24 protein-coding genes and 1 pseudogene are annotated in these 25,123 nt (G+C 44.1%); 13 read left to right on the top strand and 12 right to left on the bottom strand.

The features are described from left to right. Positions 1–33 precede the first annotated feature (33 nt). The 3 genes from ACZ1GZ_RS08860 to ACZ1GZ_RS08850 all read left to right on the top strand — a co-directional run bounded on the left by ACZ1GZ_RS08860 (position 34) and on the right by ACZ1GZ_RS08850 (position 1,973). Positions 34–840 carry an ion transporter gene (locus ACZ1GZ_RS08860; protein WP_472668134.1) on the top strand — a complete coding sequence of 269 codons (807 nt, stop codon included), beginning with the start codon at positions 34–36 and terminating at the stop codon, positions 838–840. A gap of 199 nt (positions 841–1,039) precedes the next feature. Next, complete coding sequence (locus tag ACZ1GZ_RS08855) at positions 1,040–1,273, top strand: BolA/IbaG family iron-sulfur metabolism protein (RefSeq protein WP_472668269.1); 234 nt, start codon at positions 1,040–1,042, stop codon at positions 1,271–1,273. Positions 1,274–1,397: 124 nt separating this feature from the next. After that, complete coding sequence (locus ACZ1GZ_RS08850; protein ID WP_472668133.1) at positions 1,398–1,973, top strand: hypothetical protein; 576 nt, start codon at positions 1,398–1,400, stop codon at positions 1,971–1,973. A 29-nt stretch (positions 1,974–2,002) separates the two neighbouring features. On the opposite strand, the gene ACZ1GZ_RS08845 is transcribed toward ACZ1GZ_RS08850, so the two are convergent. Beyond that, on the bottom strand, positions 2,003–2,122 hold the full coding sequence (locus tag ACZ1GZ_RS08845) for a YHYH domain-containing protein (protein WP_472668268.1): 120 nt from the start codon (positions 2,120–2,122) through the stop codon (positions 2,003–2,005). A 211-nt stretch (positions 2,123–2,333) separates the two neighbouring features. On the opposite strand from ACZ1GZ_RS08845, the gene ACZ1GZ_RS08840 reads away from it, so the two are divergent. The 5 genes from ACZ1GZ_RS08840 (at position 2,334) to ACZ1GZ_RS08820 (ending at position 6,771) form a co-directional block, all read left to right on the top strand. Further along, entirely contained in the window at positions 2,334–2,804 is a 471-nt protein-coding gene (locus tag ACZ1GZ_RS08840; RefSeq protein ID WP_472668132.1) for a hypothetical protein, read from the top strand. A 217-nt stretch (positions 2,805–3,021) separates the two neighbouring features. Next, positions 3,022–4,209 (top strand): GAF domain-containing sensor histidine kinase, encoded by a 1,188-nt coding sequence (locus tag ACZ1GZ_RS08835; protein ID WP_472668131.1) that lies wholly within the window; start codon positions 3,022–3,024, stop codon positions 4,207–4,209. Further along, positions 4,209–4,598: a response regulator gene (locus tag ACZ1GZ_RS08830; RefSeq protein ID WP_472668130.1), complete on the top strand. Its 390-nt coding sequence runs from the start codon at positions 4,209–4,211 to the stop codon at positions 4,596–4,598. The genes ACZ1GZ_RS08835 and ACZ1GZ_RS08830 overlap by 1 nt, the downstream gene beginning before the upstream one ends. 484 nt (positions 4,599–5,082) lie before the next feature. Then, positions 5,083–5,421, top strand: coding sequence for a Grx4 family monothiol glutaredoxin (grxD, locus tag ACZ1GZ_RS08825; protein WP_472668129.1), 339 nt, complete (start codon positions 5,083–5,085; stop codon positions 5,419–5,421). A 99-nt stretch (positions 5,422–5,520) separates the two neighbouring features. Next, positions 5,521–6,771: a multidrug effflux MFS transporter gene (locus tag ACZ1GZ_RS08820; RefSeq protein ID WP_472668128.1), complete on the top strand. Its 1,251-nt coding sequence runs from the start codon at positions 5,521–5,523 to the stop codon at positions 6,769–6,771. Positions 6,772–6,776: 5 nt separating this feature from the next. Here ACZ1GZ_RS08820 and ACZ1GZ_RS08815 read toward each other — a convergent pair whose 3' ends face one another. From ACZ1GZ_RS08815 to ACZ1GZ_RS08800, 4 genes are all read right to left on the bottom strand, one after another. After that, a complete protein-coding gene (locus tag ACZ1GZ_RS08815; RefSeq protein ID WP_472668127.1) occupies positions 6,777–7,601 on the bottom strand; it encodes an inositol monophosphatase family protein in 825 nt (274 codons plus the stop codon). Then, entirely contained in the window at positions 7,601–8,512 is a 912-nt protein-coding gene (gene ttcA, locus ACZ1GZ_RS08810) for a tRNA 2-thiocytidine(32) synthetase TtcA (protein ID WP_472668126.1), read from the bottom strand. The genes ACZ1GZ_RS08815 and ttcA overlap by 1 nt, the downstream gene beginning before the upstream one ends. Positions 8,513–8,673: 161 nt before the next feature. Further along, complete coding sequence (gene rpsD, locus ACZ1GZ_RS08805; RefSeq protein WP_472668125.1) at positions 8,674–9,291, bottom strand: 30S ribosomal protein S4; 618 nt, start codon at positions 9,289–9,291, stop codon at positions 8,674–8,676. A gap of 218 nt (positions 9,292–9,509) precedes the next feature. Continuing rightward, positions 9,510–11,027 carry a hypothetical protein gene (locus tag ACZ1GZ_RS08800; RefSeq protein WP_472668124.1) on the bottom strand — a complete coding sequence of 506 codons (1,518 nt, stop codon included), beginning with the start codon at positions 11,025–11,027 and terminating at the stop codon, positions 9,510–9,512. 223 nt (positions 11,028–11,250) lie between these two features. Here ACZ1GZ_RS08800 and ACZ1GZ_RS08795 point away from each other — a divergent pair, with 223 nt between their 5' ends. Further along, the gene (locus ACZ1GZ_RS08795) at positions 11,251–12,246 is read left to right on the top strand and encodes a sterol desaturase family protein (protein ID WP_472668123.1); all 996 of its coding nucleotides are present in this window, start codon (positions 11,251–11,253) and stop codon (positions 12,244–12,246) included. 13 nt (positions 12,247–12,259) lie between these two features. Here the strand turns inward: ACZ1GZ_RS08795 and ACZ1GZ_RS08790 are convergent, their stop codons facing one another. Beyond that, positions 12,260–13,183 (bottom strand): LysR substrate-binding domain-containing protein, encoded by a 924-nt coding sequence (locus ACZ1GZ_RS08790; protein WP_472668122.1) that lies wholly within the window; start codon positions 13,181–13,183, stop codon positions 12,260–12,262. A gap of 195 nt (positions 13,184–13,378) precedes the next feature. Here ACZ1GZ_RS08790 and ACZ1GZ_RS08785 point away from each other — a divergent pair, with 195 nt between their 5' ends. Further along, positions 13,379–15,052: a BCCT family transporter gene (locus ACZ1GZ_RS08785; RefSeq protein WP_472668121.1), complete on the top strand. Its 1,674-nt coding sequence runs from the start codon at positions 13,379–13,381 to the stop codon at positions 15,050–15,052. 99 nt (positions 15,053–15,151) lie between these two features. Here the strand turns inward: ACZ1GZ_RS08785 and ACZ1GZ_RS08780 are convergent, their stop codons facing one another. From ACZ1GZ_RS08780 to ACZ1GZ_RS08765, 4 genes are read right to left on the bottom strand one after another with little or no spacing between them, the layout of a single operon-like run. After that, positions 15,152–16,033 (bottom strand): DMT family transporter, encoded by an 882-nt coding sequence (locus tag ACZ1GZ_RS08780; protein ID WP_472668120.1) that lies wholly within the window; start codon positions 16,031–16,033, stop codon positions 15,152–15,154. Positions 16,034–16,048: 15 nt separating this feature from the next. Next, entirely contained in the window at positions 16,049–17,770 is a 1,722-nt protein-coding gene (locus ACZ1GZ_RS08775; RefSeq protein ID WP_472668119.1) for a dipeptide ABC transporter ATP-binding protein, read from the bottom strand. Further along, positions 17,770–18,687 carry an ABC transporter permease gene (locus ACZ1GZ_RS08770; RefSeq protein WP_472668118.1) on the bottom strand — a complete coding sequence of 306 codons (918 nt, stop codon included), beginning with the start codon at positions 18,685–18,687 and terminating at the stop codon, positions 17,770–17,772. The genes ACZ1GZ_RS08775 and ACZ1GZ_RS08770 overlap by 1 nt, the downstream gene beginning before the upstream one ends. Next, positions 18,687–19,664: an ABC transporter permease gene (locus ACZ1GZ_RS08765; protein WP_472668117.1), complete on the bottom strand. Its 978-nt coding sequence runs from the start codon at positions 19,662–19,664 to the stop codon at positions 18,687–18,689. Before ACZ1GZ_RS08765 ends, ACZ1GZ_RS08770 begins: the two co-directional genes overlap by 1 nt. Before the next feature lie 204 nt (positions 19,665–19,868). On the opposite strand from ACZ1GZ_RS08765, the gene ACZ1GZ_RS08760 reads away from it, so the two are divergent. Further along, a complete protein-coding gene (locus ACZ1GZ_RS08760; RefSeq protein WP_472668116.1) occupies positions 19,869–21,464 on the top strand; it encodes an ABC transporter substrate-binding protein in 1,596 nt (531 codons plus the stop codon). Positions 21,465–21,546: 82 nt separating this feature from the next. Here ACZ1GZ_RS08760 and ACZ1GZ_RS08755 read toward each other — a convergent pair. Both ACZ1GZ_RS08755 and ACZ1GZ_RS08750 read right to left on the bottom strand, forming a co-directional pair. Continuing rightward, positions 21,547–22,376 (bottom strand): annotated as a pseudogene (locus ACZ1GZ_RS08755) (PhzF family phenazine biosynthesis protein). 354 nt (positions 22,377–22,730) lie between these two features. Continuing rightward, a complete protein-coding gene (locus ACZ1GZ_RS08750; RefSeq protein ID WP_472668115.1) occupies positions 22,731–23,315 on the bottom strand; it encodes a hypothetical protein in 585 nt (194 codons plus the stop codon). Positions 23,316–23,495: 180 nt separating this feature from the next. Between ACZ1GZ_RS08750 and ACZ1GZ_RS08745 the strand changes: the two genes are divergently transcribed. Then, positions 23,496–24,386 carry an EamA family transporter gene (locus ACZ1GZ_RS08745; protein ID WP_472668114.1) on the top strand — a complete coding sequence of 297 codons (891 nt, stop codon included), beginning with the start codon at positions 23,496–23,498 and terminating at the stop codon, positions 24,384–24,386. A 270-nt stretch (positions 24,387–24,656) separates the two neighbouring features. After that, positions 24,657–25,121, top strand: coding sequence for a 50S ribosomal protein L13 (gene rplM, locus ACZ1GZ_RS08740; protein ID WP_472668113.1), 465 nt, complete (start codon positions 24,657–24,659; stop codon positions 25,119–25,121). The last annotated feature ends 2 nt before the right edge of the window (positions 25,122–25,123 follow it).

The following is a 25,123-nucleotide window of genomic DNA, read 5'->3' as shown; positions in this document are numbered from 1 at the left end:
CAAGGCAAACAATCCTGGATCAGTGACATTAAAATGGCAGTTATAAAATCATTCCGCGCGAAGCTATATGACTTTACCGAAAGCGAACTGTTTGGTCGCTCAATCCTTGTCTTAATTGTTATCAATGCAATCATTTTGGGCATGGAAACCAGCGATGCGATCATGGGTGCAATCGGGCCGATTTTGCTTATGCTAGATCGGCTAATCCTTGCTGTTTTTGTTATTGAAGTGGTGTTACGTTTGATCGCCGATTTCAAAGGCTTTTGGCGAAATCCATGGCGCATATTTGACTTTGTCATTGTTACGATTTCACTGATCCCCGCAACCGGTGCACTATCTGCAATGCGCGCGTTTCGTATTTTGCGAGTGCTGCGCTTGGTCAGTCAGGTCAGGGCGATGCGTCGTGTGGTGACGGGCTTGTTATCTGCCCTACCCGGCATGGGCTCTATTGTGCTGTTGTTGGGTCTGATCTTTTACGTATATGCAGTGATATCAACCAAAATATTCAAAGAAGCCTTCCCTGAATGGTTTGGCTCCATTGGCGAGAGTTCATATACACTATTTCAGATTATGACACTTGAAAGCTGGTCCATGGGTATTGTGCGCCCTGTCATGGAAGCGTTTCCTCTATCATGGATGCTATTTGTGCCATTTATCATTATGACAGCCTTTACAGTTTTGAACCTGTTCATTGGTGTGATTGTCGATGCCATGCAGCAGGAGCATGAGGCAGAGGCGCGTGCTGAGCGGGAAACCATGATGAGCGAAAATGAGCAAATGTTGATTGAAATTCGTGCCATGCGCAAAGATCTTCAAGAGCTTAAGGCCCAGTTGAAATAATCATCACGATTTATTTCCAATTTGTTGCATTGTAAATTTGTTGCGATGTTGCGAGGCTTTGCGGTAACATTGTTATGTGTATGAGATTCGGTCAAATCTCAGTTTTAATGATGTTGCGCGTCGATTTTGGTACTGGGTAATTTTGCAGGAATTTATCTTTGGACCACCTATCAAAAAGCGCGTTGTAAAGGAAAATACCATGCCAATGGATGCAGGCGAAATTGAAAAATTGATCAAGCAGGCGTTGCCTGATGCAACTGTGACCATTCGCGATCTTGCTGGTGATGGGGATCACTATGCAGCAGAAGTCGTGTCGGAAAGCTTTCGAGGTAAGACACGCGTTGCGCAACATAAGATGGTTTATGATGCGCTGCAGGGAAATATGGGCGGTGTATTGCATGCACTTGCTTTACAAACGAGCGTGCCTGAATAGGTCATGAACTGGGACATAACCTAATTTTATAAGAGCCAAAACGGCCATACAATTTCGGGACCACGCTCAAACGGGAACGCCTCTTTTAGAGGTAAAGAAGAGTGGGAAAATGGTCGAATACCGAATGAAACTTCGGTCGATGGCGTGTGCGGCTGCGCTGTTGGCATTAGGGACAAGTGCCGCTTTATCTCATAGTAACCAGCCGAAAATTATAGCGCCGTTGGACACGGGTGATGCGTATAATGTTGAGGAAATGCTGGCGAAAAAATCGCAAGTAACCGTCAACAACGCGTTTTTCTTTGTCAAAGTCAACAATCCCGACGGACAGTCAAAAACGGTTATTACAAACAATGTACCTTATGTGCCTGAGCATGTATGTTATGGCTGGATCGTGCATCTTGCAGGCGATGATCGACTGGTAAAATTTACCGAAATCTATACATCCTCTAAAGCTCCTAAATTTTGGTCTGGAGAAGACAATCCCTATGGCGCGCAGGAAACATCTGCAGACCGAAAATCAACTCGTACTGAAAAGTTTATCACCACCTATAAGGGCTGGATCGAAAACTCTTGGTGCGTTGATGAGGGTGACCCGTTAGGCGCGCATAAAATGGAAGTCCATGTAGATGGACAACATGTTAAAACCTTTGATTTCCAAATGGTTGAAAAAGAAGTGTTCCAGGCTATGGATGCGCAGTAGGGTTTGACCCATTGCGCCGATTAACATCTTTAGTGGCAGTGATATGTATTATCTTTTCGCTTGTTATGGCAGCCTTCGCTGTTGGTTCTGCCGCTATGCGCATGCGCGGCAGTTACTGCAAATATCGACGTTAGAAATGCGACAATCATTAGCGATGAGATAGTTTTCATAAGTATATCCTAGCGTTCAATTTCATAACACCGTAACGACACGCAAGTATTGTGACTACTAACCCCTTACATTTATAACGTGTATCAATTTGGTTTTTCCTGAAATGTAACGCCTATTGACCCAAATCAAGGCAAAGACTTCTAGATTTGCCAAAATGTCTCCAGTTTGGAACGAAAACAGGAGATTACTATGTTAAATGACGCATTAACGCCGCCATCTCTGACACTTCGCATTGGTCTGGGAAAGCTCATCGGTTTTGTAATTGGAATTGTAGGCCTTTTCCTCCTCCCCCATATCGCACCTGAAAGCACTTTGATGCTTCGACTTGGTTTATTGTTATGGTACACAACCCTTGGTGCGATCATCGGGGTATTTGGTGTTTACACCCATCATCCCGTGATTAATCTTCCCCTGCCCTGGTGGTTTCGGGCTCCTTTGATAGGTGGTTGGATGAATTTTATTCTTGTTCTGTTTGCCTATGATCAATTTGCATATCTTATGCAGGCGGTGACGGTCTGGGGATCCACGTTGGGAATGGGAACTTTGACTTCCCCATTTTGGTTCGTTGGAGAAGGTGCGCTGATTGGTTTGTTGATGGGATGGGCCTGCACTCGTTTTGGCGGTGAAGGTCGTGGTCTCATTTTGGAAACAACAAGATAATTTTAGCAAATTTCAATTCTGCGAAAATTTTATGCATATTTTGAAAATTCGCTTTTAAATGTACGCGCTTACATAAAATCTAGTACGCTATTTCTTATATTTGTTTTGACTTTAACAATAACTCTGTCAGGCTTTGAAATAGGGACAAAACATACGATTCGTTGGTGTTTAGAACTGTATTTGGATCAAAATTTATTTGATTTGGGTGTAACCGGGCATGAATTATAACAGACTTAGTGTGAAAGAGCTTGGGCTATTGGATCGCGTTGATGAAGCGTCATTCAACCACCTCACTGAACTCGCCTCGTCTATTTTGCGGGTCCCCGTTTCTTTGGTATCCATTATTGATAAACCTAATGATCGCCAATTCTTCAAAAGTATTGAGGGTTTGCAGGAGCCTTGGCTATCGCGCGGCGAAACGCCCCTTAGTCATTCTTTTTGTCAACATGTTGCGCATGACAACGCACCTTTAATTGTTGAAAATGCTCCGGAACATGATCGTGTTAAAGATAATCTTGCAATACCAAATTTAGGTGTGATGGCGTATTTAGGCGTTCCAATTCATGATCCGCAAGGCAATGCGATTGGTGCGCTATGTGCCATCGATTCCAGCCCGAAAAAATGGAGCGAGCAAGATCTATCCACATTGAAAAAGCTTGGGCTTTGCGTTGATGATGCTATCCGTTTGCGTTCAGCACTTAAAACCAGCGAGGTTATTCGACAAGAGCAAGCTGATTTCACCTATGCTATGTCCCACGACATTAAGGCTCCGATATACACTTTAAAAATGCTCTTAAGCGAACTTGGTCCGCTTTTTGATGAAAACTCAGACGAGCATGCCGAGTTTTTACAAAAGGCGCTGCAGACCACAGATCGTATGGAACAAAAAACCACTGATATACTAAAATATGCCTATATGGGCCGTGAGCGCGATGAGTTAGAAGACGTTGATCTTAACGAAATTGCATCTGAATCTATCGCTGATTTGTCTGGGATAATTGAAGATAGCAATGCTGTCATTAGTGTTGGCGAGTTACCCACCGTCGTCGCAACCGGATATTACATGCGTTTATTGTTCCAAAACCTTTTGTCCAACGCGTTGAAATTTCAGCCAGCTGGTCAGACACCCGAAATTTCTATTACATGCGACAGCGATGTGTTTGAGCATAAGCTTCAAATTAGCGATAATGGCATTGGTGTGGATGAGAAATATCAAGATCAGATATTTAAACTCTTCGGTCGATTACACACACAAAAGGATTTTCCGGGTACTGGTTTAGGCCTTGCTTTGAGTGCTAAAGTTGTCAGCTATATGAACGGCGAGATTTCAATTCGATCCAAGGTTGGCAAAGGCACAACTTTTACTGTCGTTTTGCCCGTTCAGGACAAAGAAGCGGTTGCTTGATGTTAGACACCGTATTACTCATTGATGACGATGAGACAGATCATTTTTTCTTCAAGCGGCTGGTCGCAAAAACAGATTTGATCAAAGAAGCTATCTGCTTTCAATATGCTGATGAAGCCTTGGACTTTTTAAAACAAAAAGATCGCCCCAAGATCAGCGCTATATTCTTAGACATCAATATGCCTCGGATGAACGGTTTTGAATTTTTAGAAGAAGCTGAGAAATTAATGCCGGACAGTTTTAGCGAAAAAGATGTGGTGATTATGCTCACATCTTCAACTGCACCGCAGGACAAAGAAAAAGCGAAACAATTTAGCTCGATTAAAGCTTACATAAACAAGCCCTTGGATGCCGAAGGGCTGATGGATATCGTATCAACTATTTCCTAGCTGAAAGCTTTGTGATCACGTCTTTTGTTCATTCATGAAAATATTCACTTCAAGCAATAAAAAAAGCCACTCCCTAAAGAGTGGCTTTCTCGCATTCTGGCTCCGGAAGAGGTCTCGTTGTCATTTGATCTTTCGCATTGGACGATCAAACCAAACAAGCATCCGGTTCAATGGCTGTTTTATAAAGACTGCTCCACAAAACCACCGTTAAACAAAGACCCAACCTTACCTGTTAAAATGCTCGACATTGGACCACCTCCTTTCAATACGTTAAAGATATGACGAGTGTGACCGAGAAAATCGATTCTGACAATCTTTTTATTAGAAAACATTTTTTCTCAATTTTTTCTATTTTCAAAACGAAACGATTGCTGCGCGAGATAATCACCAAATGATGGTAAATTCTGCCAGACTTGCGACTTGAAAACTTACGATAAAAAGCTCATATATAGCGAAATACAATTACCCCTTAAAGGATAGCGCTATGGCTGGCATTGCAGACCTAATTGATAATGAAGTTAAAACAAATGATGTTGTTGTCTTTATGAAAGGCACACCAGACTTTCCGCAATGCGGCTTTTCTGGCCAGGTTGTTCAAATCATGAACTATTTGGGTGTTCCCTATAAGGGCATCAATGTTTTAGCAGACGATGAACTGCGCCAAGGCATTAAAGACTATTCAAACTGGCCTACAATTCCTCAGCTATATGTCAAAGGTGAGTTTTTGGGCGGGTGCGATATTGTGCGCGAAATGTTCCAAAGCCAAGAGCTGCAGGAGCATCTTGAGCAAAATGGGCTTGAGCTTAACATCGCAGCAAGTTAGGCTGTTATACATTCAGGTTAACCACCTGCAATTGTGATTCTAAAGAGGCGCTTAAGTGCCTCTTTTTATTTTGGAATCCTATGTTTTTGAAAGCCTGCAATGACTAAAGAATCTCTTGAGAACGACCCCTCCAAAACGCTTGGCGGTGCACGCCGCGCCGGATTTTCAGAACTTACCTTCACTATTTTTATTGCTGCGACGGTTTCAATCATCGCGTTTTCAGTTGATATTATGCTGCCCGCACTCATGGATATCGGCAACGAATATCAGCTGACTGACCCCAATGACGCGCAACTGGTTATTGTTGCTTTCATCTTCTCTTTAGGTGTGTCTCAATTGTTTTTCGGGCCACTTACTGATGCGTTTGGACGTCGGATTATCCTCACATTAGCTTTGCTTTCATTTGCGCTGACGTCAGTGGCAGCATTGTTTGCTCCAAACTTTGCAACGCTTTTATTTGTTCGAGTTCTCGCTGGCGCATCAGCAGGTGCTGCGAGAACTGCGGCACAGGCCATTGTGCGAGATTGTTATTCAGGCAACGACATGGCGCGTGTCATGAGTAATGTCATGGCTGTATTTATGGTCGCACCATTAATTGCACCAGCGATTGGCCAATACATTATCTATATCGCAAATTGGCATTGGATCTTCTTATTTTTAGGGGCTGGTGGGTCACTAACCTACCTTGTTGCTTTCGCACGATTAAAGGAAACGCAAAATGTTGAAGATCGCATGGCGCTATCCATTGCCCATGTTGTTGACGCGTTTCGCGAGAGCTTAAGATATCGCCGGCCTGTTGGCTATTGCATCGTTGCTATCGCTTTTTCCGGCGCATTATTTACTTATGTGGTGACCATTGCCCAGGTGTTTGGCGAATTGTATGGCATGGGTAGTAATTTCATCTACGCCTTTATGATTGCTGCAGCTGCGATGGCGATCAGCAGTGTCATCAATGGTCGACTAGTTAAAAAAACACCATTGCGCGTGATCGTGCATCTATCTATTTTAGCGTTTCTTTTCGTAACTGCGATATTCTTTGTTGCTGCGAATTTCGCAAGTGTGCCATTTGCGCTCATGTTGTTTGTCACCATCATGACCATGGGGCTTTTTGGGTTTGTAGTTGCAAACACAACGGCGATTGCCCTTGAACCTTTGGGACATATTGCTGGCACTGCATCATCGGTTCTGAACACAATGTCCGTCAGCTTTGGTGCGCTCATAGGCGGCGTTCTGGGCCAACTATACGATGGCACAATTATCCCGATGGCCAATGGCTATCTGATTTTGGGTGTCGTGAGCCTCATTGCAGCTTTATGGGCTGAACGATGGTCTCTTACGCTTAAGTCTTAATGCGATTAACGCCATAATTCATAGCGGATTTCATCCCACATATCTTTGTTGGGGGCATGAATAAGGCCACCGTCTATCGTTTGAGGTGTATAATCAGAGCCATCAAAGCGCGCTGAATAGCCGCCAGCTTCGCTATGAATGAGCGTTCCACCTAAATGATCCCATGGCATCATTTTGCTATAGACTAGAAAATGAGCTTTTGCTGTGGCTAGGATACGATAATCATGTGCAGCACAGCGATAACCAAAAAAGTTGAGGCTACGCGCTTGATTGGAGAGCAACTTAACGCGCATCTCCTGCGGCAGGCCTGTCCAAGAGATTGAGCCTGTTGCCTGATCAAAGCTCACAGGTTCTGACACCTGCAATCTGGTTTCCTTGCCATCAGCCTGACGATAAAAACCGCCCTCGCCTTTACGGGCATAAATTGTATCATTCATCACCGGGTCATGAATGATCGTACCTATAGTTTCGCTGTCTTTGACGATGGCCAACATGGTGCCAAAGATTGGTGCGCCACTGGCAAAATTAAATGTGCCATCAATGGGGTCGATGACGAAGGACATGCCTTCCCATTTATGGTTTTTCAGCACATTTGCATCTTCACTGACGGATTCTTCACCAAAGACAATTGCATTTGGAAACTTCGCCTTGAGTTCTTTCGTTAAAAACTTCTCCGCTGCTACATCGGCAATGGTTACAAGGTCGGAAGCGTTGGTTTTTGCTTCGATATCAGCGCCTTCCAAGCGTCTGAAATGGGGCATGATTTCCTGAAAACCACAAAGCGCAATAAGGGAAATCAGATCATCAAAATCCTGGTCTGTGAGGGTCATTAGGTGTCTTTCTCATCAACATCGATATCGGCAAAGTCAAACAACTTGTTATCAAGCATATGTGACGGTCTGATGTTACCAAGTGCTTTTATCATACGATCTTTGCGACCTGGCATTTTAGTTTCAATGTCATTGATCATCTGCTTCATAACATTGCGCTGTAATCCATCTTGAGAACCACACAAATCACAAGGGATGATCGGAAATTCGAGCGCCTGAGCAAACTTTTCCAAATCATCTTCTGCGCAATAAACCAAGGGACGCATGACCATGACATCCCCCTCATCATTGATCAGCTTGGGCGACATAGATGCCATGCGTGCGCCATGGAAGAAGTTTAAGAAAAAGGTTTCAAGCAGGTCTTCTCTGTGATGACCAAGGATCAACGCATCGCAGCCCTCTTCGCGCGCCACCCGATAAAGATGTCCGCGACGTAAACGCGAACAAAGCGCGCAATAGGTTGAATTTTCTGATATCTTGTCAGTTACAACTGAATAGGTGTCCTGATATTCAATCCGGTGTGCAATGTTATGCTTGTTTAGAAAATCAGGCAGGATATGCTTGGGAAAGTTTGGTTGCCCCTGATCAAGATTGCAGGCCAACAAATCAACATTGAGCAAACCGCGCCATTGCAGCTCCATTAATATCGCTAACAGCCCATATGAATCTTTACCCCCTGATAGCCCCACCAACCAGCGCGGACGCTTACCATTGGCCGTCTCCTCAGCTGTTGGAAGCATTGAAAACTCATCAAGTGCCTGGCGCGTATTGCGGATCAAGCGTTTGCGCAGCTTCTTAAAACTCAAGCTATCCGGCGCATTGGCAAACAATGTCAGCTCGTCTTTGGCCTCTGTCGTTTCCGCGGCCTCAAGTGCTTCGTCTTGTTTTGATATTTCTGGGACAATATTCATTTCGAACACATTTCATAAAATCGGAATATGCTGGTTTTAGCGATTGCGCGACCAAATAACAATCTTCAATCTGTAAGCGTGCTTTAAAGCAAACATAAAAAAGCCCCATACTCGTTTGAGCATGGGGCTTTTAAAATATTATCTTTCCTGATCAGGAAGAATTAGCGTGAGTAAAACTCGACCACTAGATTTGGTTCCATGATCACAGGATATGGCACATCAGCCAATTGTGGAATACGAACAAAAGTCGCTGTCATCTTGTTGTGATCAACTTCAACATAGTCAGGAACATCGCGCTCTGCTAGGTCTTTTGCTTCGATAACGATAGCAAGTTGTTTTGACTTCTCACGAATTTCAACAACATCACCAGGCTGCAAACGGTATGAAGGAATGTTTGTGCGAACACCGTTCACTGTCACGTGACCGTGGTTTACGAACTGACGCGCAGCAAAAATTGTTGCAACAAATTTGGCGCGGTAAACAAGTGCGTCCAAACGAGATTCCAAAAGACCGATTAGGTTATCTGGTGTATCGCCTTTACGACGAACAGCTTCGTTGTAGATGGCGCGGAATTGCTTTTCGCGGATTTCGCCGTAATAACCTTTAAGCTTCTGTTTTGCACGAAGCTGAACACCAAAGTCAGACAATTTGCCTTTGCGGCGCTGACCGTGCTGACCTGGGCCATATTCACGACGGTTGACTGGTGACTTTGGACGGCCCCAGATATTTTCGCCCATGCGGCGATCGAGTTTGTATTTAGATGCTTGGCGCTTGCTCATCGCATTTCCTTTCAAAACAAAATCCCCCGCACCACCATGGTGAAGGGTAGGAAACGCGCCCTCCTCTGACCTCTATTGAAGTCTGACAGAATGCTCACCTAAAAGCTTATGGGAACATTCACGGGACACGTAAAACAGCGCGAATGAATAAACATCCGCGCTTGTCATGGCTAATAGTGGCTAAATGGGTTTAAGTCAACTTGATTTTGCTTAAAAAATCAGAACTTAACGGCAAGTTTTGCGGTTGCACCATAGGCTTCATAATTATTCGATCCAACGCCATCGAAAAACCCGTTGAAATCAACGGTTAATCCATTGTCATTGGCGACACCAAAACCAAAGTCCAAACGGGCAGAAAACTCGCCTACTGAGTCAGTCCGGACCGTGTTGGTCACGGTGTCTAAAAAGCCTGTATCTTTGAAGTTCCATAGACCTTTCACACCAAATTTAGGCGTTACGATTAGACCGTTATCCATGGCGACATCTGTTTTAAACTCAGTGCCAAAGGTTATCTGACCAAGTTCAACCGTTGCTTCGGGGATCACAGAATTCAAACTATCGGTATAAGCGTGCTGAACTTCGTGGATATAATTGAACCCAACGCTTGGAGCGATTGTCCATTCATTGCGTTGGATATCGCCTTTTAATTGACCACGAATAAGGAAACGTGTTGTCTCAAATTGGTCAACATAAGTTCCAATGGGTGAAACTTTGTTGTCTGACTGGCCATAGGCAATTCGGCCATCAAAAATCATATTGTCCCGCACCCGAGCAGCTAAATAAGGCCCAACAAGCCAACCAGTACCGCGTACACTTGCAGAACCATTAACCTCTTTTGCATAGTCAACTTGTGCCATAACACCGTAAATCAAATCTAGATTTGCGCGATAACCAACACCAAAATGACTAACGGCAAAGTCCTGACGTTGACCGTTTTCTTTAGAACGAGACATCGTTCCATCAATCCAGAAATTAAATGGGCTGCTCGTCCCATCATTTAATCCATAGCCTTGACTTGCAGGCGATGCGCCTGTATTTGCAGAAAACGAAGCTAGGTATTTGTTGAGCGAGCCAGACGCTTGATAAGCTGTTGATGAAACTTCACCATCATCATTATCACCACCAAGTTGGTCGCCTAAATCGGGCTCGGAATTCAGTATATTACGTGCACGTCGGCGAACAAAGTTATTGGTTAAGGCAGATGTGGTTGCTATGCTGGATGTGATATTAACGGTTACTGTCGCCACATCGCAATCGTTGAACATATCTTGATCCGCCTGTGCACAGGATGAGAGTGTGTCAAAACCGTCCAAATCTGTGTATGAAGTGAGCGTAATTGTAAAAGATGTAACAGCTCCTGGAACCGTTAATTTATCGACGGGGATCGTATAAACTGCTGTCCGCTGGTCTCCTGATCCAACAATTGTATCAACTGCGACAGTAGACATGCCGCCATTTGGTGATGTTGTTGTGGCAGCAAAGCCATCAATATCATAGCTACCTGCATCACTTGTCAGCGCCGTTAGATCAAACGAAATCAAATTGCCAGATTCGCTTGGTAGTTGCTCTGAGTCAATGGTTACCGTTGATCCGGACTGAGACACAGCAGCATTGCTTTGCGCGACAATGGTGGATGTTATTGTTACCGGAGCAACGCCAGCTTTTGCAACAGAAACTGAAAGCAAAGTTAAAGCAACCAGCATAAAGAGTTTTAAAAATAAAGATTTACAACTCATAATGTTAAGAGGCCCCCGCCAAATAATACTAACAAAGATGCGACAAGTTTTTCTATAGTCGTTATGTGATGTATACGCAAATCAAAATTGTTTATTCACATTAGTTAAATACCTGAAATCTTTACAATTAGCGTGATATAAACCAAAGTCATAATATATAAATTGAAATTTATGCACATTGTCAAAAAGCAAATTAACACTCTGAGATTAAGGTCCATATACTTTGGCAAGACGTACAAAAAACTCTTCCCGATCTGCCAGATCTAACGATGGAAAAAAGATACCAAAGCGGGATAATGTATCTGCTAAACCAAAATTGCCGACATACATTTATATCGCGTTATACGGCCTTTATTGTTTCCTGGTAATAAAATTCACTATCTATCTTTATACTTTGCTAGGGCGTTTTATCACTGCTGAGAGCCCGGAACTGACAAAGTATCTCATTGAATTTGGCCAGTATATGGTCGCAAGTCTCGCACCGACATTTGTTTTGGCCGGATTGTTTACAATCATCGAACTCAAATTGACCGGTCGCCAACGTGATAAAACGACCTATTCTTTGTCATTTTTGAACTTACTGATTTCTTTCGGTGGATTTGCAGTATTTGTATACTTTTTTGAAAAACTGCTTCGCAGCGCCAATATCGATCCTTTAATAGATCTATCTCAAACAAACTTCCCAGTTTTCCTAAGCTATGCAATCGCTCTAACATATTTCTTTATATCTGATGTTTTGCTTTACTGGGTTCATCGCTGGGAGCATAAAAACAAGTTTCTTTGGTATCTGCATCAAATACATCATGCAGCTGAAGATTTAGACAGCGTATCAGGGGCTTTTCACCCACTTTCAAATATCATTCGATGGTGTTTAACTTTACTACCATTGCACTTTTTGATTTCTGTTAATCTCGCTGACGTGTTGATTTTGTCATCCTTCTTATCCGGCGTTCACTTTGTTCAACACACGCGTGCCCCGCTTCATTTTGGCTGGTTTGGTAAAGTTATCGGCGACAATAGATTTCACTTTTTGCATCATTCTAAAGATCCGCAGCATTATAATAAGAATTTTGCAGCGATTTTTCCCGTCATTGACATGATGTTCGGCACTTATGTGGACCCCAAGGAAGATCCCATGCCTGAAACAGGGTTATCTCACCTTAAGGGTGCGCAAAATGTCAGTGAATTTTTGACCGGTCGATTGTCTCCGCGGCAATAATAAAGCGCCAAGCCTAATCGACCTTTACTTGATCTGCGATCCACTCGAAAACCCGTTTTGGTCCCGATGTCGCTTTTGTATAATCACGGCTCATGATGTGCCCTGCCTCACTCTCAACAACCTGATCCATCATTTTGACTAAAAGCCCGTTGTCAATCACCTGGTCAATCAGGCCAAGCCATCCAAGCGCAACGCCATGTCCGGCCATCGCGGATTGGGTGACCATGTCATAATTGTTGAAGCTAACATAGTTTTGCTCCCTTTCGCCTGAAACGCCCAAAGCATTAAACCAACCTTGCCAAGTTTGCCATTGTGCTTGTTCGGGTTTTGAAAGGCTTAAGAGCTGATGTTGAAGTAAGTCTTCGGGCGAATGAGCTGGACCGTTTTTTTCCAGATATTTTGGACTGCAGACAGGTGTTACACGTTCTTTCAAAAGTAAGATGTCGTTAGCCATCATTTTGTTAAGCGGTCCTACATGGATCGCAATATCACAATCATCGCCGGTAACTTGCTGCGGTAATTGCGATGCTAGAATCTGAATTTCGATTTCGTCACCAAGCTCTGAACGCAAATGCGCTAAACGTGGAAGCAACCAAAATGTGGCAAATGAAAAATCAGCTGAAATACGAACCCGAGGTTTTGATTTCTGTACTTGCAGGCGTGAAACTGCTTGCTCCATCTGTGTCATAGATGGGCGGATAACGTTGATTAAACGCGCACCTTCATTTGTCAGCGAAACGCCTCGATGTTCGCGTTTAAACAGGACTACGCCAAGCTCAATTTCCAGCGCTCTTATGCGCTGAGACATGGCACTTTGAGTTAATCCAAGTGTTTCGGCCGCCCCTGTGAAATTGCCATTTCTCGCAACAAGATCAAAGGCATAAAGGCCAACAAGGTTGTGACTAAGTTTCCTATTAATGGAATTAATGTCAGCCATTAAGAATTACCCTCTACAAATCGATTTAAATATGTAAGACTGTTAACAATCTGTTAATTTGGTGATCGGATTTGTCTGATATGTCAAGCTAATAGTGGGGTTGTATTAGGGGGAGGAGCACAAATATTTTTCCGAGATTTTAGTCGATCTCAACTGGGAAGATATTTGTGATTATACAAGGGGAGAATAATTTACATGAGTATAAAACCTGCATTAACTGATCTTCCGATCAAAACCGCAGACAGCGGTTATTATCGTGGATTTAGTGTCAACGTGACCGTTGTTAGTAAAGTCATCATCAGTGTTCTGGTTGTGTGGTGTATTGTTTGGCCGACCGAGGCTGGCACAATTCTTGGCAATTGGAATACAGCCATTTTAGCGCAATTTGCCGCTTGGTATATTTGGGTCGTTGCAGCCTTTGTTCTTGTCTGTATTGGGCTTGCGATTTGGCCAACAGCGGGGCGCCTAAATTTGGGTGCGCACGGTGAAAAACCAGAATTTTCAAACTTCTCATGGTTCTCCATGATGTTTGGTGCCGGTATTGGTGTAGGCATGCTCACTTGGGCTGTTGCGGAACCGGTCGCGCATTTCAAAAATAACCCAGCGGTTATTCAAGGCATTACGACCGCTCTTGATGCAAACAATGTCCGTGAGGCTTATATTTGGTCATATCTGCATTGGGGGCTTGGCGCATGGGCGTGTTATGCCATTGCTGGTCTTGCACTTGCATTCTTTAGTTATCGCCGCGGATTACCACTTACAATTAGATCATCTTTGACACCCTTATTTGGTAAAGCTTTATCAGGGAACTTGGGCCACTTGATCGATATTGTTGCCGTGGTTGCAACCATTTTAGGTGTTGCACAAACACTTGGATTTGGTGTTGAGCAATTTGTGGCTGGCCTTACTCGGATTGGTATCGGTGGTCTTGCGCTTGAAGACGGTTCTGCGACAACACTTGGTATCGTTGTTGCACTTCTGGTCATCATGGGGGCATCAACGCTGTCTGCGTTATCAGGTGTGGGAAAAGGTATTAAATGGCTGTCAAACATCAATATGGTTCTGTCCATCTTCTTGCTAGGTTTCTTCATCATCTTTGGTGCGACCTGGTTTGGGGCAACCGCTTTCTTTGTAGGCATTTGGGATTATCTCCTTGCGCTACCTTGGCTGAGCTTCAACGTTTATAGCTCAGATGGGGTTGAAGGTTCTGAATCCTTCCTACTCACGCAGTGGCAAGGCTGGTGGCCTGTATTCTACTGGGCATGGTGGATTGCGTTTGCGCCATTTGTGGGCTTGTTCCTAGCACGTATTTCTCGTGGTCGTTCAATTCGTGAGTTCGTTCTCGGTGCGATGATCGTTCCGTCACTTATGTGCTTTGTTTGGTTTGCATGGGCTGGTGGTACAGCGATTGATCTAGAACTCAACGGCAGTGCCGGTGGTCTTATTCTCGACGCTGCAAATGGTGATAAAATCTTTGCCATGACCGAGTTTATGTTGGCTCCAATTGCGCAATTCCTAGCCTGGGGTATGGCACTTATCATCGTGATTTTGCTGATGACATTCCTTGTTACTTCAGCTGACTCGGCTGTTTTGATTGTGAATACAATCAGTGCAGCGGGTGATGAAGGTCCAAAAGCGCGTCCACACATCCTGTTCTGGGGTGCGGCGTTGGCGCTGGTTGTTGGCGGATTGCTAATTTCTGGCGGTACCGGAGCCATTCAAACTGCGATGGTGATTGGAGCACTACCATTCTCCGTTGTGATGGCGCTTATGTGCATTGCGCTGGTCAAGGCGATCTACAATGATGGTAGACGTGAAGCAGCTGGCGTTGAAACAGTTGTTGATCCAGCGGAACGTGCTATGGACTAGATAAAGAAGTCTAAAGCTAACTGCTGAAAAACTAAGACCCCGTCTGAACCTTCATTCAGGCGGGTTTTTCATGCTTTGTGCTATTTATTTTAATTTCTGTTAATCTGCCTTGGCTGTTTGGCGTGCGACTAAATACACACCTAAAACCGCTAACACACATCCTGTTATCGCTAAAACACTCAAGGTTTCATCAAACAAAAAATATGTTTGTATAACGGTAACCGGTGGAACCAGATAAAAGTAGCTTGCAACCTTTGCCACCTCACCTTCCCGGATCATGAACATTAACAGCAATATTGCCCCAACGGATAATGCAAGAACTGACCAGACCATGGCCGCTACAAGCTCAAATGTCATAATGACTTGATGGTCTTCCAATATCAGCGACACCGGAATTAGTGCCAAAGAACCACCTAAATATTGATAAAAAGTGCCAGAAACCAGAGGTACATTTTGTGCAAAAAGCTTTTGCAAAATGCCGCTCATCGAAATCCCTATGAGTGATAAAATACAAGCAAGTAATCCCAAAGTTGATAGGGCACTGCCGTCAATATTATTCGACCCGATCACGACCAATGAAATGCCGATAAAGCCAAATGCTAATCCAATTGACTGTAAGAGCTTTAGTTTTTGGCTTAAAAAGATGAACCCCAAAAATGCCGTCAATGCAGGGTGCAAACCTACAAAAATAGATGAAATACCCGCTGGCATTCCCAAATGAACAGCGAAAAACACACCACCCAAATAAACCGAATGAAGCAATACCCCAATTAACATTTGCATAATTGCTTGCTGGCGCGTTGGCCATCGCTTTTTTAGTACATAAATAAGGACCAAAAAGGCCAATGCCGCTAAGACCATGCGGATCAAAAGGAAGTAAAATGGCTCAATATAAGGGAGTGCATATTTAGCGTTTATAAATCCGGTGCTCCAGATCCAGACAAACAGAATCGGAACAATTTGGGTTAAGCGGGAGGACATTGATGTCAAACCTTATTAGAAGTCAGCACTCGGCGTTTCGCTCAACAGCAACTGGCTATATGGGTCTTTTGGGCCTTCAAAGAAACTGTCAACGTCACCCTTTTCAACCAAAATCCCGTTTTTAAGTACAGCAACTTCATCAGCCATTTGCCTGACAACTGCCAAGTTATGGCTAATGAACAAAATGGATAGGCCAAATTGTGCTTGCAAATCTTTCAGCAGGTTCAGTATTTGCGCCTGGATGGATACATCAAGTGCGGATGTTGGCTCATCACATATCAAAAATTCAGGCCTTGCGACAAGCGCCCGCGCCACAGCTATACGTTGACGCTGACCACCGGAGAATTGGTGGGGGTATTTGAGCATCGCACGTTGAGGCATTTCCACGAGTTCCAAGATTGAAGCAATGATCTTACGCTGTTCTGCACCATCTTTTGCAAGACCAAAGAAGCGGATAGGTTCACCAATAATATCTTCAACCTTGCGCCGATTATTAAGCGACGAGTACGGATCTTGAAACACCATTTGAATTTTTCGTCGCGTTGCATCTTTTCGCGAACGAGATTTTCCAAATTTCAAGGGCGCACCTAAAAATTCAATCTGCCCAGCACTTGGTCGAACAAGCCCAACGATTGATTTTGCCAAGGTTGATTTACCTGAACCACTTTCGCCAATTAAACCTAAAACCTTGCCTGCTGGTATGGAGAGCGACACATCATCAAGCGCTTTAAAGCCATCATCTTTTCCAAATGAAAACATATTCTTTTTAAAATAGGTCACATCAAGGTTTTGGATATCTAAGACAGGCTTGCCGTCTGATGTATGCCGTTCACCCGTTAAAAGCCAATTAGACGCAAAATCGCTGGAGGCACCGTCAACTTTCCATAACAATTCGGGTGTTGATAATTTCACTTCATCATCAAGAATATTGGCAAATCGGTCGAGCTTTTTATCAAGTCGAGGAACGGCTGCCATCAGTGCTTTGGTATATTCATTGGTAGGTCTTTGCAAAACAATGCGTGTGGGACCTACTTCTTGCAAAACACCATTTCTCAATACCGAAACGCGATCAGTTATTTCGGCAATAACGCCAATATCGTGGGTTATCAGAATAAATCCGACGCTCCGTTTTTTTGCCAGATGTTTTATCAGGTCTAAAATTTGTTTTTGGATGGCAACATCTAAGGCTGTCGTTGGCTCATCAGCAATAATCAGATCCGGTTCGGTACAAAGTGCGAGCGCAATAACAACTCTTTGGCGCATACCACCTGAAAACTGGTGCGGATATTCCAAAATACGTGTCTTTGCATCGCTAATCCCTGTTTCTTCGAGCAAGTTAACCGCTTTTGAAAAAGCTTCCTCGTAGGAGATACTTGAATGTTGACGGATAGTTTCAACCAATTGCTCTTCGACAGTTAGCAACGGATTGAGCGATGTTTGCGGATCCTGAAAAATCATCGAAATTTTCTCGCCGCGTAGCTTGTGATACTGGCTTTGGCTAAGATCGCGAATGCTTTCACCGTTTAATTCGACATCACCAGATGCTATGTAGCCGGGGTTTGGTATGAGCCCCATAATCGCCTGACCAATGGTTGACTTGCCGGCCCCACTTTCACCCACAAGGCCATGGATCTCGCCCTGCTCCAGACGAATATCTAGGTTCTTGACCGCTTGAAACGTGCCAAATCGGGTTGGATATTCAACGGTTAAATCCGTCACATTCAAAAGGAGAGTCATCAGCGCAACCTCGGATTTAGGTATGCGCGGAAAAAGTCGCCTAACACATTAATGGAGATGATCAAAAAGATCAGAGCAAAGGATGGGAAGATCACAATCCACCATTCGCCCGAAAAGATATATTCCGTTCCGATGCGAATGAGCGTTCCTAACGACGGTTGGTTTGGCGGGACACCAACACCTAGGAAACTTAATGTAGCTTCCAACAAAATTGCGACCGCAAGATCAACCGTGCCAATAACCAAAAGCGGGCTTAAAATGTTCGGCAAAATCACCACCAACATGATGCGAATAGGATGCAAACCAATGATCTCAGCTGCTTGCACATATTCCTTATTGCGTTCAACAAAGGTCGATGCACGCGCGGTTCTGGCAAAGTTCACCCAAAGCGACAAACCAATCGCTAAAGAAAGAACGACTAACAACAAATCTTCGTGCTGCTCTCGTGGCAATAGACCGCGCGCAATACCATCCACCAAAAGCGCTGTTAAAATCGCAGGCAGGCTCAATTGCACATCAGCAATGCGCATAACAATCGTATCAAAACGTCCACCCAAATAGCCTGCTGCCACGCCAATTGCAGTGCCGAAAACTGCTGCAAATGTAACGGATAAAACACCGATGATAAGTGACAATCGCATACCATACATTATTGATGAGAGCAGATCCCTGCCCTGATCATCGGTTCCGATGATAAATTGCGGGTTGCCTCCTTCCGACCATGCAGGAGGAGTAAAGCTATCCAAAATATCAAATGTCGCCAAATCATAAGGATTTGAAGGCGCAATAAGCGGTGCGAGCATTGCCCCTAAAATACAGATGAGTGCGACCAATGCCGCAAGTTGTGCAACACGGTTCGCCAGGAACAGATAGATGAATTCGTTTTCAACTTTTATGCGACGCCAGGCTTCTAACATTATCCCGCCTCCGGCTGAAGTCGAACGCGCGGATCAATTGCAAAATAAAGCATATCGACAATCAAATTGATGATCACAAACACAAGAGCAATAATGACCAAGTAAACGGCCATAACGGGGATATCTACATATCGGATACTCTCTAAGAATAGCAATCCCATGCCCGGCCATTGGAAGACGCTTTCCGTCACAATGGAAAACGCAATCACACCGCCGAATTGCAGTCCGATAATGGTGATGACCGGAACCATCGAATTCCGCAATGCATGATGATAATGGATGCTGCGGTAATTAATCCCGCGCGCAACAGCGAATTTTATAAAGTCCGTGTTGAGCACATCCTGCATCTCCGATCGTACCAAGCGCATCGTCAAAGTCAGCTGATAGATGCCCAGCGTTATCGCGGGAAGGATTAATGCTTCTAGGCCTTTTAGAGAAAAGAAGCTTGATTTCCACCAACCTATCTCGGTGACTTCCCCTCGCCCAAATGTGGGAAGCCATCCTAATTGCACCCCAAAGAGGTATATCAGGAAAATGCCAATTACAAATGTTGGTATGGATATGCCGATCAAGGTAGTTATCAATATGGTTTGCGATAAAAACCCGTCATTCCTCAGCGCGGTATATATACCCGCTGGTATGCCTACTATGAGTGATATTAACAAGGAAACAATGCCAAGTTCTATGGTAGCTGGCGCGCGCTCAAGCAGCATCTCACCAATGGGTTGGCGCGTGCGATAAGAAAACCCGAACTCGCCCGTCAGCATATTGGTAATAAAGCGTCCATATTGCTGAATGACCGGGTCATTAAGGCCCAATTGCTCTCGTAATCGTTCCTGATCTTCAACCGATGTTTCTTGCCCAACCATGACAGCAACCGGGTCGCCCACAAAGCGGAACATAGCAAATGCCAGAAGACTTACGGTCAGCATCACAAATATAGATTGTATTAGTCTACGAGAGACATAAGCAAACATAATTCACCCCTTCGAGCTCACTACCCTTACATTGGTTTGATATGATTACCAGAGGATTTTTGTTCGATTAACAAATCAAGTTTGGATACCTCATTATGTGGAACCACTTCGGATTTATTATCAGATTTACCGTTGGACATCTCAAATCATTCTTCCTAAGCTGCAGCATAAACAATTGTGCGAAAACAAAATTGGGAGAACACAATGACAATGAAAAAAAGAACCGCACGCTCGTTAATAGCGTCAAGCATTATTGCAGGTGTTGTGGCAAGTGTTGGCCTGACATCTGCGTCAGCTGAAACATTTAAATGGGCTGGTTCAACCGACCCACAAACAATGGACCCACATGCGGTTAACTCTGCTCCTGTATTAGGCTTTTTGAACAATGTGTATGAAGGACTTGTGCGCCGAAACAAGTCAATGCGCATTGAGCCTGCGTTGGCAGAAAGCTGGGAAGCCTTGGGTGGCAATGGCTGGCGTTTTAAGCTTCGCCAAGGTGTTACTTATCATGATGGTTCTGCATTTACTGCGGAAGATGTTTTATTTTCTTATCAGCGTGCAAGCTCCGAAGAAGCTGATGTACGTTCATGGTTCTCTCCGGTATCTGAAGTCATCGTGCAGGACGATTATACAATCGACTTCATGACAAAAGCGCCAAACCCGCTTTTCCCTGATTCCATTGCCAATTTCATGATCATGGATAAAACCTGGACAGAGGCTAATGATGCGGCTCGCCCTTCAAAAGAAGCTGAAAACTTTGCCACGCGCAATGTAAATGGCACCGGTGCATTTATGCTAGCATCTCGTGATCCTGGCGTTAAAACAACTCTCAAACCATTTGCAAATTGGTGGGACGAGTTAGAAAGCAACATCACCGAAGCGATCTTCACGCCAATTGGCGAATCGTCAACAGGTATGGCTGCTTTGTTATCTGGTGAAATTGATTTCATCGCCCCTATCCCGCTTCAAAACGTACCTCAAATGAAAGGCCGTGATGGCTTTACGGTTCACGAAGGTGTTGAAGCACGTGTGATCATGTTCGGATTTGGCCATGAAGCAGATGCATTGAAATATTCAGACGAAACGAAAGACAAAAACCCATTCCAGGATGTGCGTGTTCGTCAGGCGATCTACCAAGCTATTGATGTCGGTGCTCTGACAAGCAAAGTGATGCGCGGAACAGCTGAACCGGTATCGCAGTTGGTTTCAAAAGAGATGCGCGCATATTCAACGGGCCTCGCTGATCGTCTACCATTTGACCCCGAAGCATCAAAAGCACTTCTTGCTGAAGCTGGTTACCCAGATGGATTTTCCTTCGGTCTGATGTGCCCGAATGATCGCTACATTAATGACGAAGCGATTTGTCGTGCTGCAGCTTCAATGCTGGCAAAAATTGGGGTAGATGCAAAATTATCGACCATGCCTGTTCGCGCCTACTGGCCTGAACTTCGCGCAGATAATTTTGATATGTACCTTCTTGGTTGGTCACCAGGTACATTTGATGCTGAGCACCCAATTCGTTTCTTGGCGTCAACGCCCAATACTGAGAAAAAGCTTGGATCATGGAACTTTGGTGGTTACTCAAACGCACGCGTTGATGAGCTTCTTCCGATGATCCAAACAGAGGTTGATGATACAAAACGTCAGGCTTTGGTGGATGAAGCTCACAAGCTTATCCAAGATGAAGTTGCATACGTACCTATGTATGTTCAGCCGCTTATCTGGGCAACAAAGGACAACATTTCACTGACGCAAAGAACGGATAACTTCTTTATCCTTCGTTGGGTGACAGTGAACTAGAAGGTTTAGCTTAAAACACAAAAGGCCAGTCAAATTGACTGGCCTTTTTATTGCGAGATGAAAATTCTTCTTTCAAAAAAGACTAGATTTTTCTTGTTGCGCCGGACACTTTGATGGCACTGCCAATCTCATCGGTAAATTCGGCCTTTAAGACAGAGCGATGCCCCATATCTTCGCCTTGGATGATTTTAATTTTGTTTTCATGCGGCCAATTAATATCGCGCAAGTAACCGGAAAATGCTGCCGCTGCAGCGCCTGTTGCTGGATCTTCTAAAACACCGCCTGACGCAAACGCATTGCGCACATCAAACATTTGGTCTTCATGGATGTAAACAAGCATGATTGTTACTATGCCATGCTTGCGCATAAACTCGCGACCTTCATCGAGATCATAATGCATGGCTTTGAGATCTTTGCGATTTCGCAAACAAAGCACAAAGTGATCAGCACCTGCATGTATTCTTGCAGGGCAAATGGCTGAATTTAATTGACTACGATTAAGACCAAATAAGTCTAATATCGGGCTAATCTGCGCGTTGGAAAGCTCTTTGCTATTTGTGGGCGGAGAATATAATGATGCGCTAAATTGATTACGCGAACTGAAACCTTCAACCGCAATTTTCGCATCATTTAAGCTTAATTCATAACGTCCAACACCGTGAACTTCTGCAAGATAGGCCCCAAGAGCAATGGTCGCATGACCACAAAATGGCACCTCAGTCTCTGGTGAAAAATAACGTGTGCGCCAACTTCCATTGGCTTGTTTTACAGAAAATACAGTTTCAGAATAACCAATCTCAGCTGCAAGTTTTTGCATTTTTGCATCGCTTGGCATCTCATCTAATAAAGCAACACCTGCTGGATTCCCCCGGATTTACCATCAGAAAAAGCTGCTATACGCTGAATATCCATCGTGCATTCCAACCTTTAGATAACTCTTATTAGCCATAAAATGAGACCGACTACCTCAAAATATGCACATAGAGCTATATATTATTCGCATTTCGGCTGCAATGAACGGAACGTATCAAAAGATGATATAATTTAATGAATATCGACAATCAATAAAAATAAATTATTTCATATACTTAATTTGATTTTGACGTGTATATTTCATTTAAACTTCACCTATAAGGCGACACCCCAAAACGACCTTCAACCCGGCTACTTTTTGAAAATGGATGGAAATACTTTATGCACCTGAATTGCCGGCTGTATAAGTTCCCGAACAGCACAGTATGACTATATAAGCTGATAGCTTAGTTTTTATCTCAAATTACGTTTATCAGCTTCTGTTTGAAAATCAGTCAATGCATCGGCAAATTTTGAAATACCCCATTCCAAAACCTGATCGGTTCCGTGACGGTCATTAAAGTCAGATACGAGCATTGGATCATCACTTGATGTCCCAGCCATGCTTTGTATGAAAATATCAGCTTCTTGCCCTGTTAAGATGCATTCACCGCGCTCTAAACACTCATTCGGATTGTAATCCCAGACAACCTTTTCGCCATCATTGACAGTAAGTGAAGCGCCGTTAAACGTTGTGCCAGGCTCAATGCCGAATTCAACCTTATATCCCTGCCCTTGCGGCTCGATAAATACATATTGGGCCGCGAATTTTGGCGCGGGGCTGAAGACATCAACATAGCGAATGTAGCAGCGCTCAACCTTTTTGCTTTTCCGAATAGCTTCATCGCAAATTGTATCCCACAAGCCAAATGGTTTGTAATGTGTAACGACCCAGTCGCCGGGCGTATCATTGCCGTCAGCATCCGTTGCAAAAGCTATAGGCGAAGTTGATAAAGACAAAACGGTGAGAAGACTGGTGAAGGATGCGATCTTTTTCATAGTGGATACCCCGTAATTAGAACCGGGATCTTTTTATCAGATCATGTTCTCACAAAGGGTCATATCAAATCACATTTTCGGCATGAGTTCGAAATTTATCACCGTAATCATCAGAAAATTGAATGTAATGATCAATTTTTTGCACTCGTCGGGCATGCAGAACGATGCTAAGTCAACAGAATGGCTTTTGTTGATATTCTCATTTTGATTGTTGTGACCGTAATTTGGGGTTTGAACTTTGCCATTTCAAAACTGGGAATGGATCAACTTCCACCACTCATGCTATCGGCAATGCGATTTTCTGTTGTTGCATTGGCTGTGATATTTATTCCGCGACCTAAAATTGATTGGCGGATCATTGCTGGCATTGCACTGTTTATCGGCGTGATCAAATTCTCATTATTATTTGTAGCGCTAGATATTGGTTTTGGTGCTGGCCTTTCATCCGTTGTGGTTCAGGGACAGGTGTTTTTTACCATCATCTTTGCGTATTTGTTCTTCAAAGAGCAGATTGACCGGTTCCAGGCCATCGGGCTTTTTGTTGGCTTTACGGGTTTAGCGATCATGGGATTTGATGAAGGTGGGAGCTTTAATTTACTTGGTTTCTTCTTTGTTGTGATCGGGGCCATTTGCTGGGCGAGCGCTAATATGCTGTTTCGCCAAACAGGCAATGTGCCAGCCGTTGCCGTGATCGTGTGGGCAAGTCTATATGCGTCTGTTCCTATATGGATCATTTCATTTTACTTCGAAGGACCAACGCGCATCTATTGGGCTATCACCAATATTGGTATGTTGGGTCTAGGTGTCGTCTTATACGTTTCTATTTTATCCACCTTGTTCTGCTATTCATTTTGGGGTCGAATGCTGTCGAAATACAAAGCTGCAGATGTGACACCCTTTGCATTGCTCATCCCCGTTTCCGGGCTTTTAGGCGGTATAGTATTGCTTGATGAGGAAATCAGCTTATTGGCACAAATTGGTATTGCAACCATCATGGCTGGACTAACGATAACGATCATTGGTAGCCGTATTGCCAAACGCCGCAAAACAGCGCTTAGCAATCAGGTGTAGTCTAGGACTATTCAATTGCGTGAAACGTAAGAGCTATACAAGCTACTGAGCAGCACTTTTAAATGGCTTTTTCCCTTGACCGACATGCGATTCACCCCTATAAGCCGCGACATAGATGTGGTCCGTTTTGGGCCGCATTTGTTTTTGTGCAGTTTAAATCGGCCATAGAGCTCGAGAATTTCACAAATTAAAGCAACAAGAAATGTCCACATGGAGCAGAGCATTTAAGAATTCTGCCCGGGATTGGATCGAACATAGAAAGATAATTTCATGAAAACCTTTACGCAGAAACCTGCTGAGGTGGAAAAGAAGTGGATCATCATCGATGCAGAAGGCCTCGTTGTTGGTCGTCTAGCTTCATTGGTTGCCTTGCGTTTGCGCGGCAAGCACAAAGCCACTTTCACTCCACATGTTGACGATGGCGACAACGTTATCATCATCAATGCCGAAAAAGTCGTTTTGACAGGCAAAAAATACACAGACAAAAAATATTACTGGCACACAGGCTATCCTGGTGGCATCAAAGAACGCACAGCACGTGCGATCATTGAAGGCCGTTTCCCAGAGCGCGTTGTTGAAAAAGCTATCGAGCGTATGATCCCACGTGGTCCGCTTGGTCGTCGCCAAATGAAAAACTTGCGCGTTTATGCAGGAGCTGAGCATCCGCATGAAGCACAATCTCCAGAAGTTCTAGACGTTGCTGCTATGAACTCTAAAAACAAAAGGAGCGCCTAATC

This window comes from Lentilitoribacter sp. JB5-8 (assembly GCF_055693385.1).
This window is presented reverse-complemented; position numbering and strand designations above follow the sequence as displayed.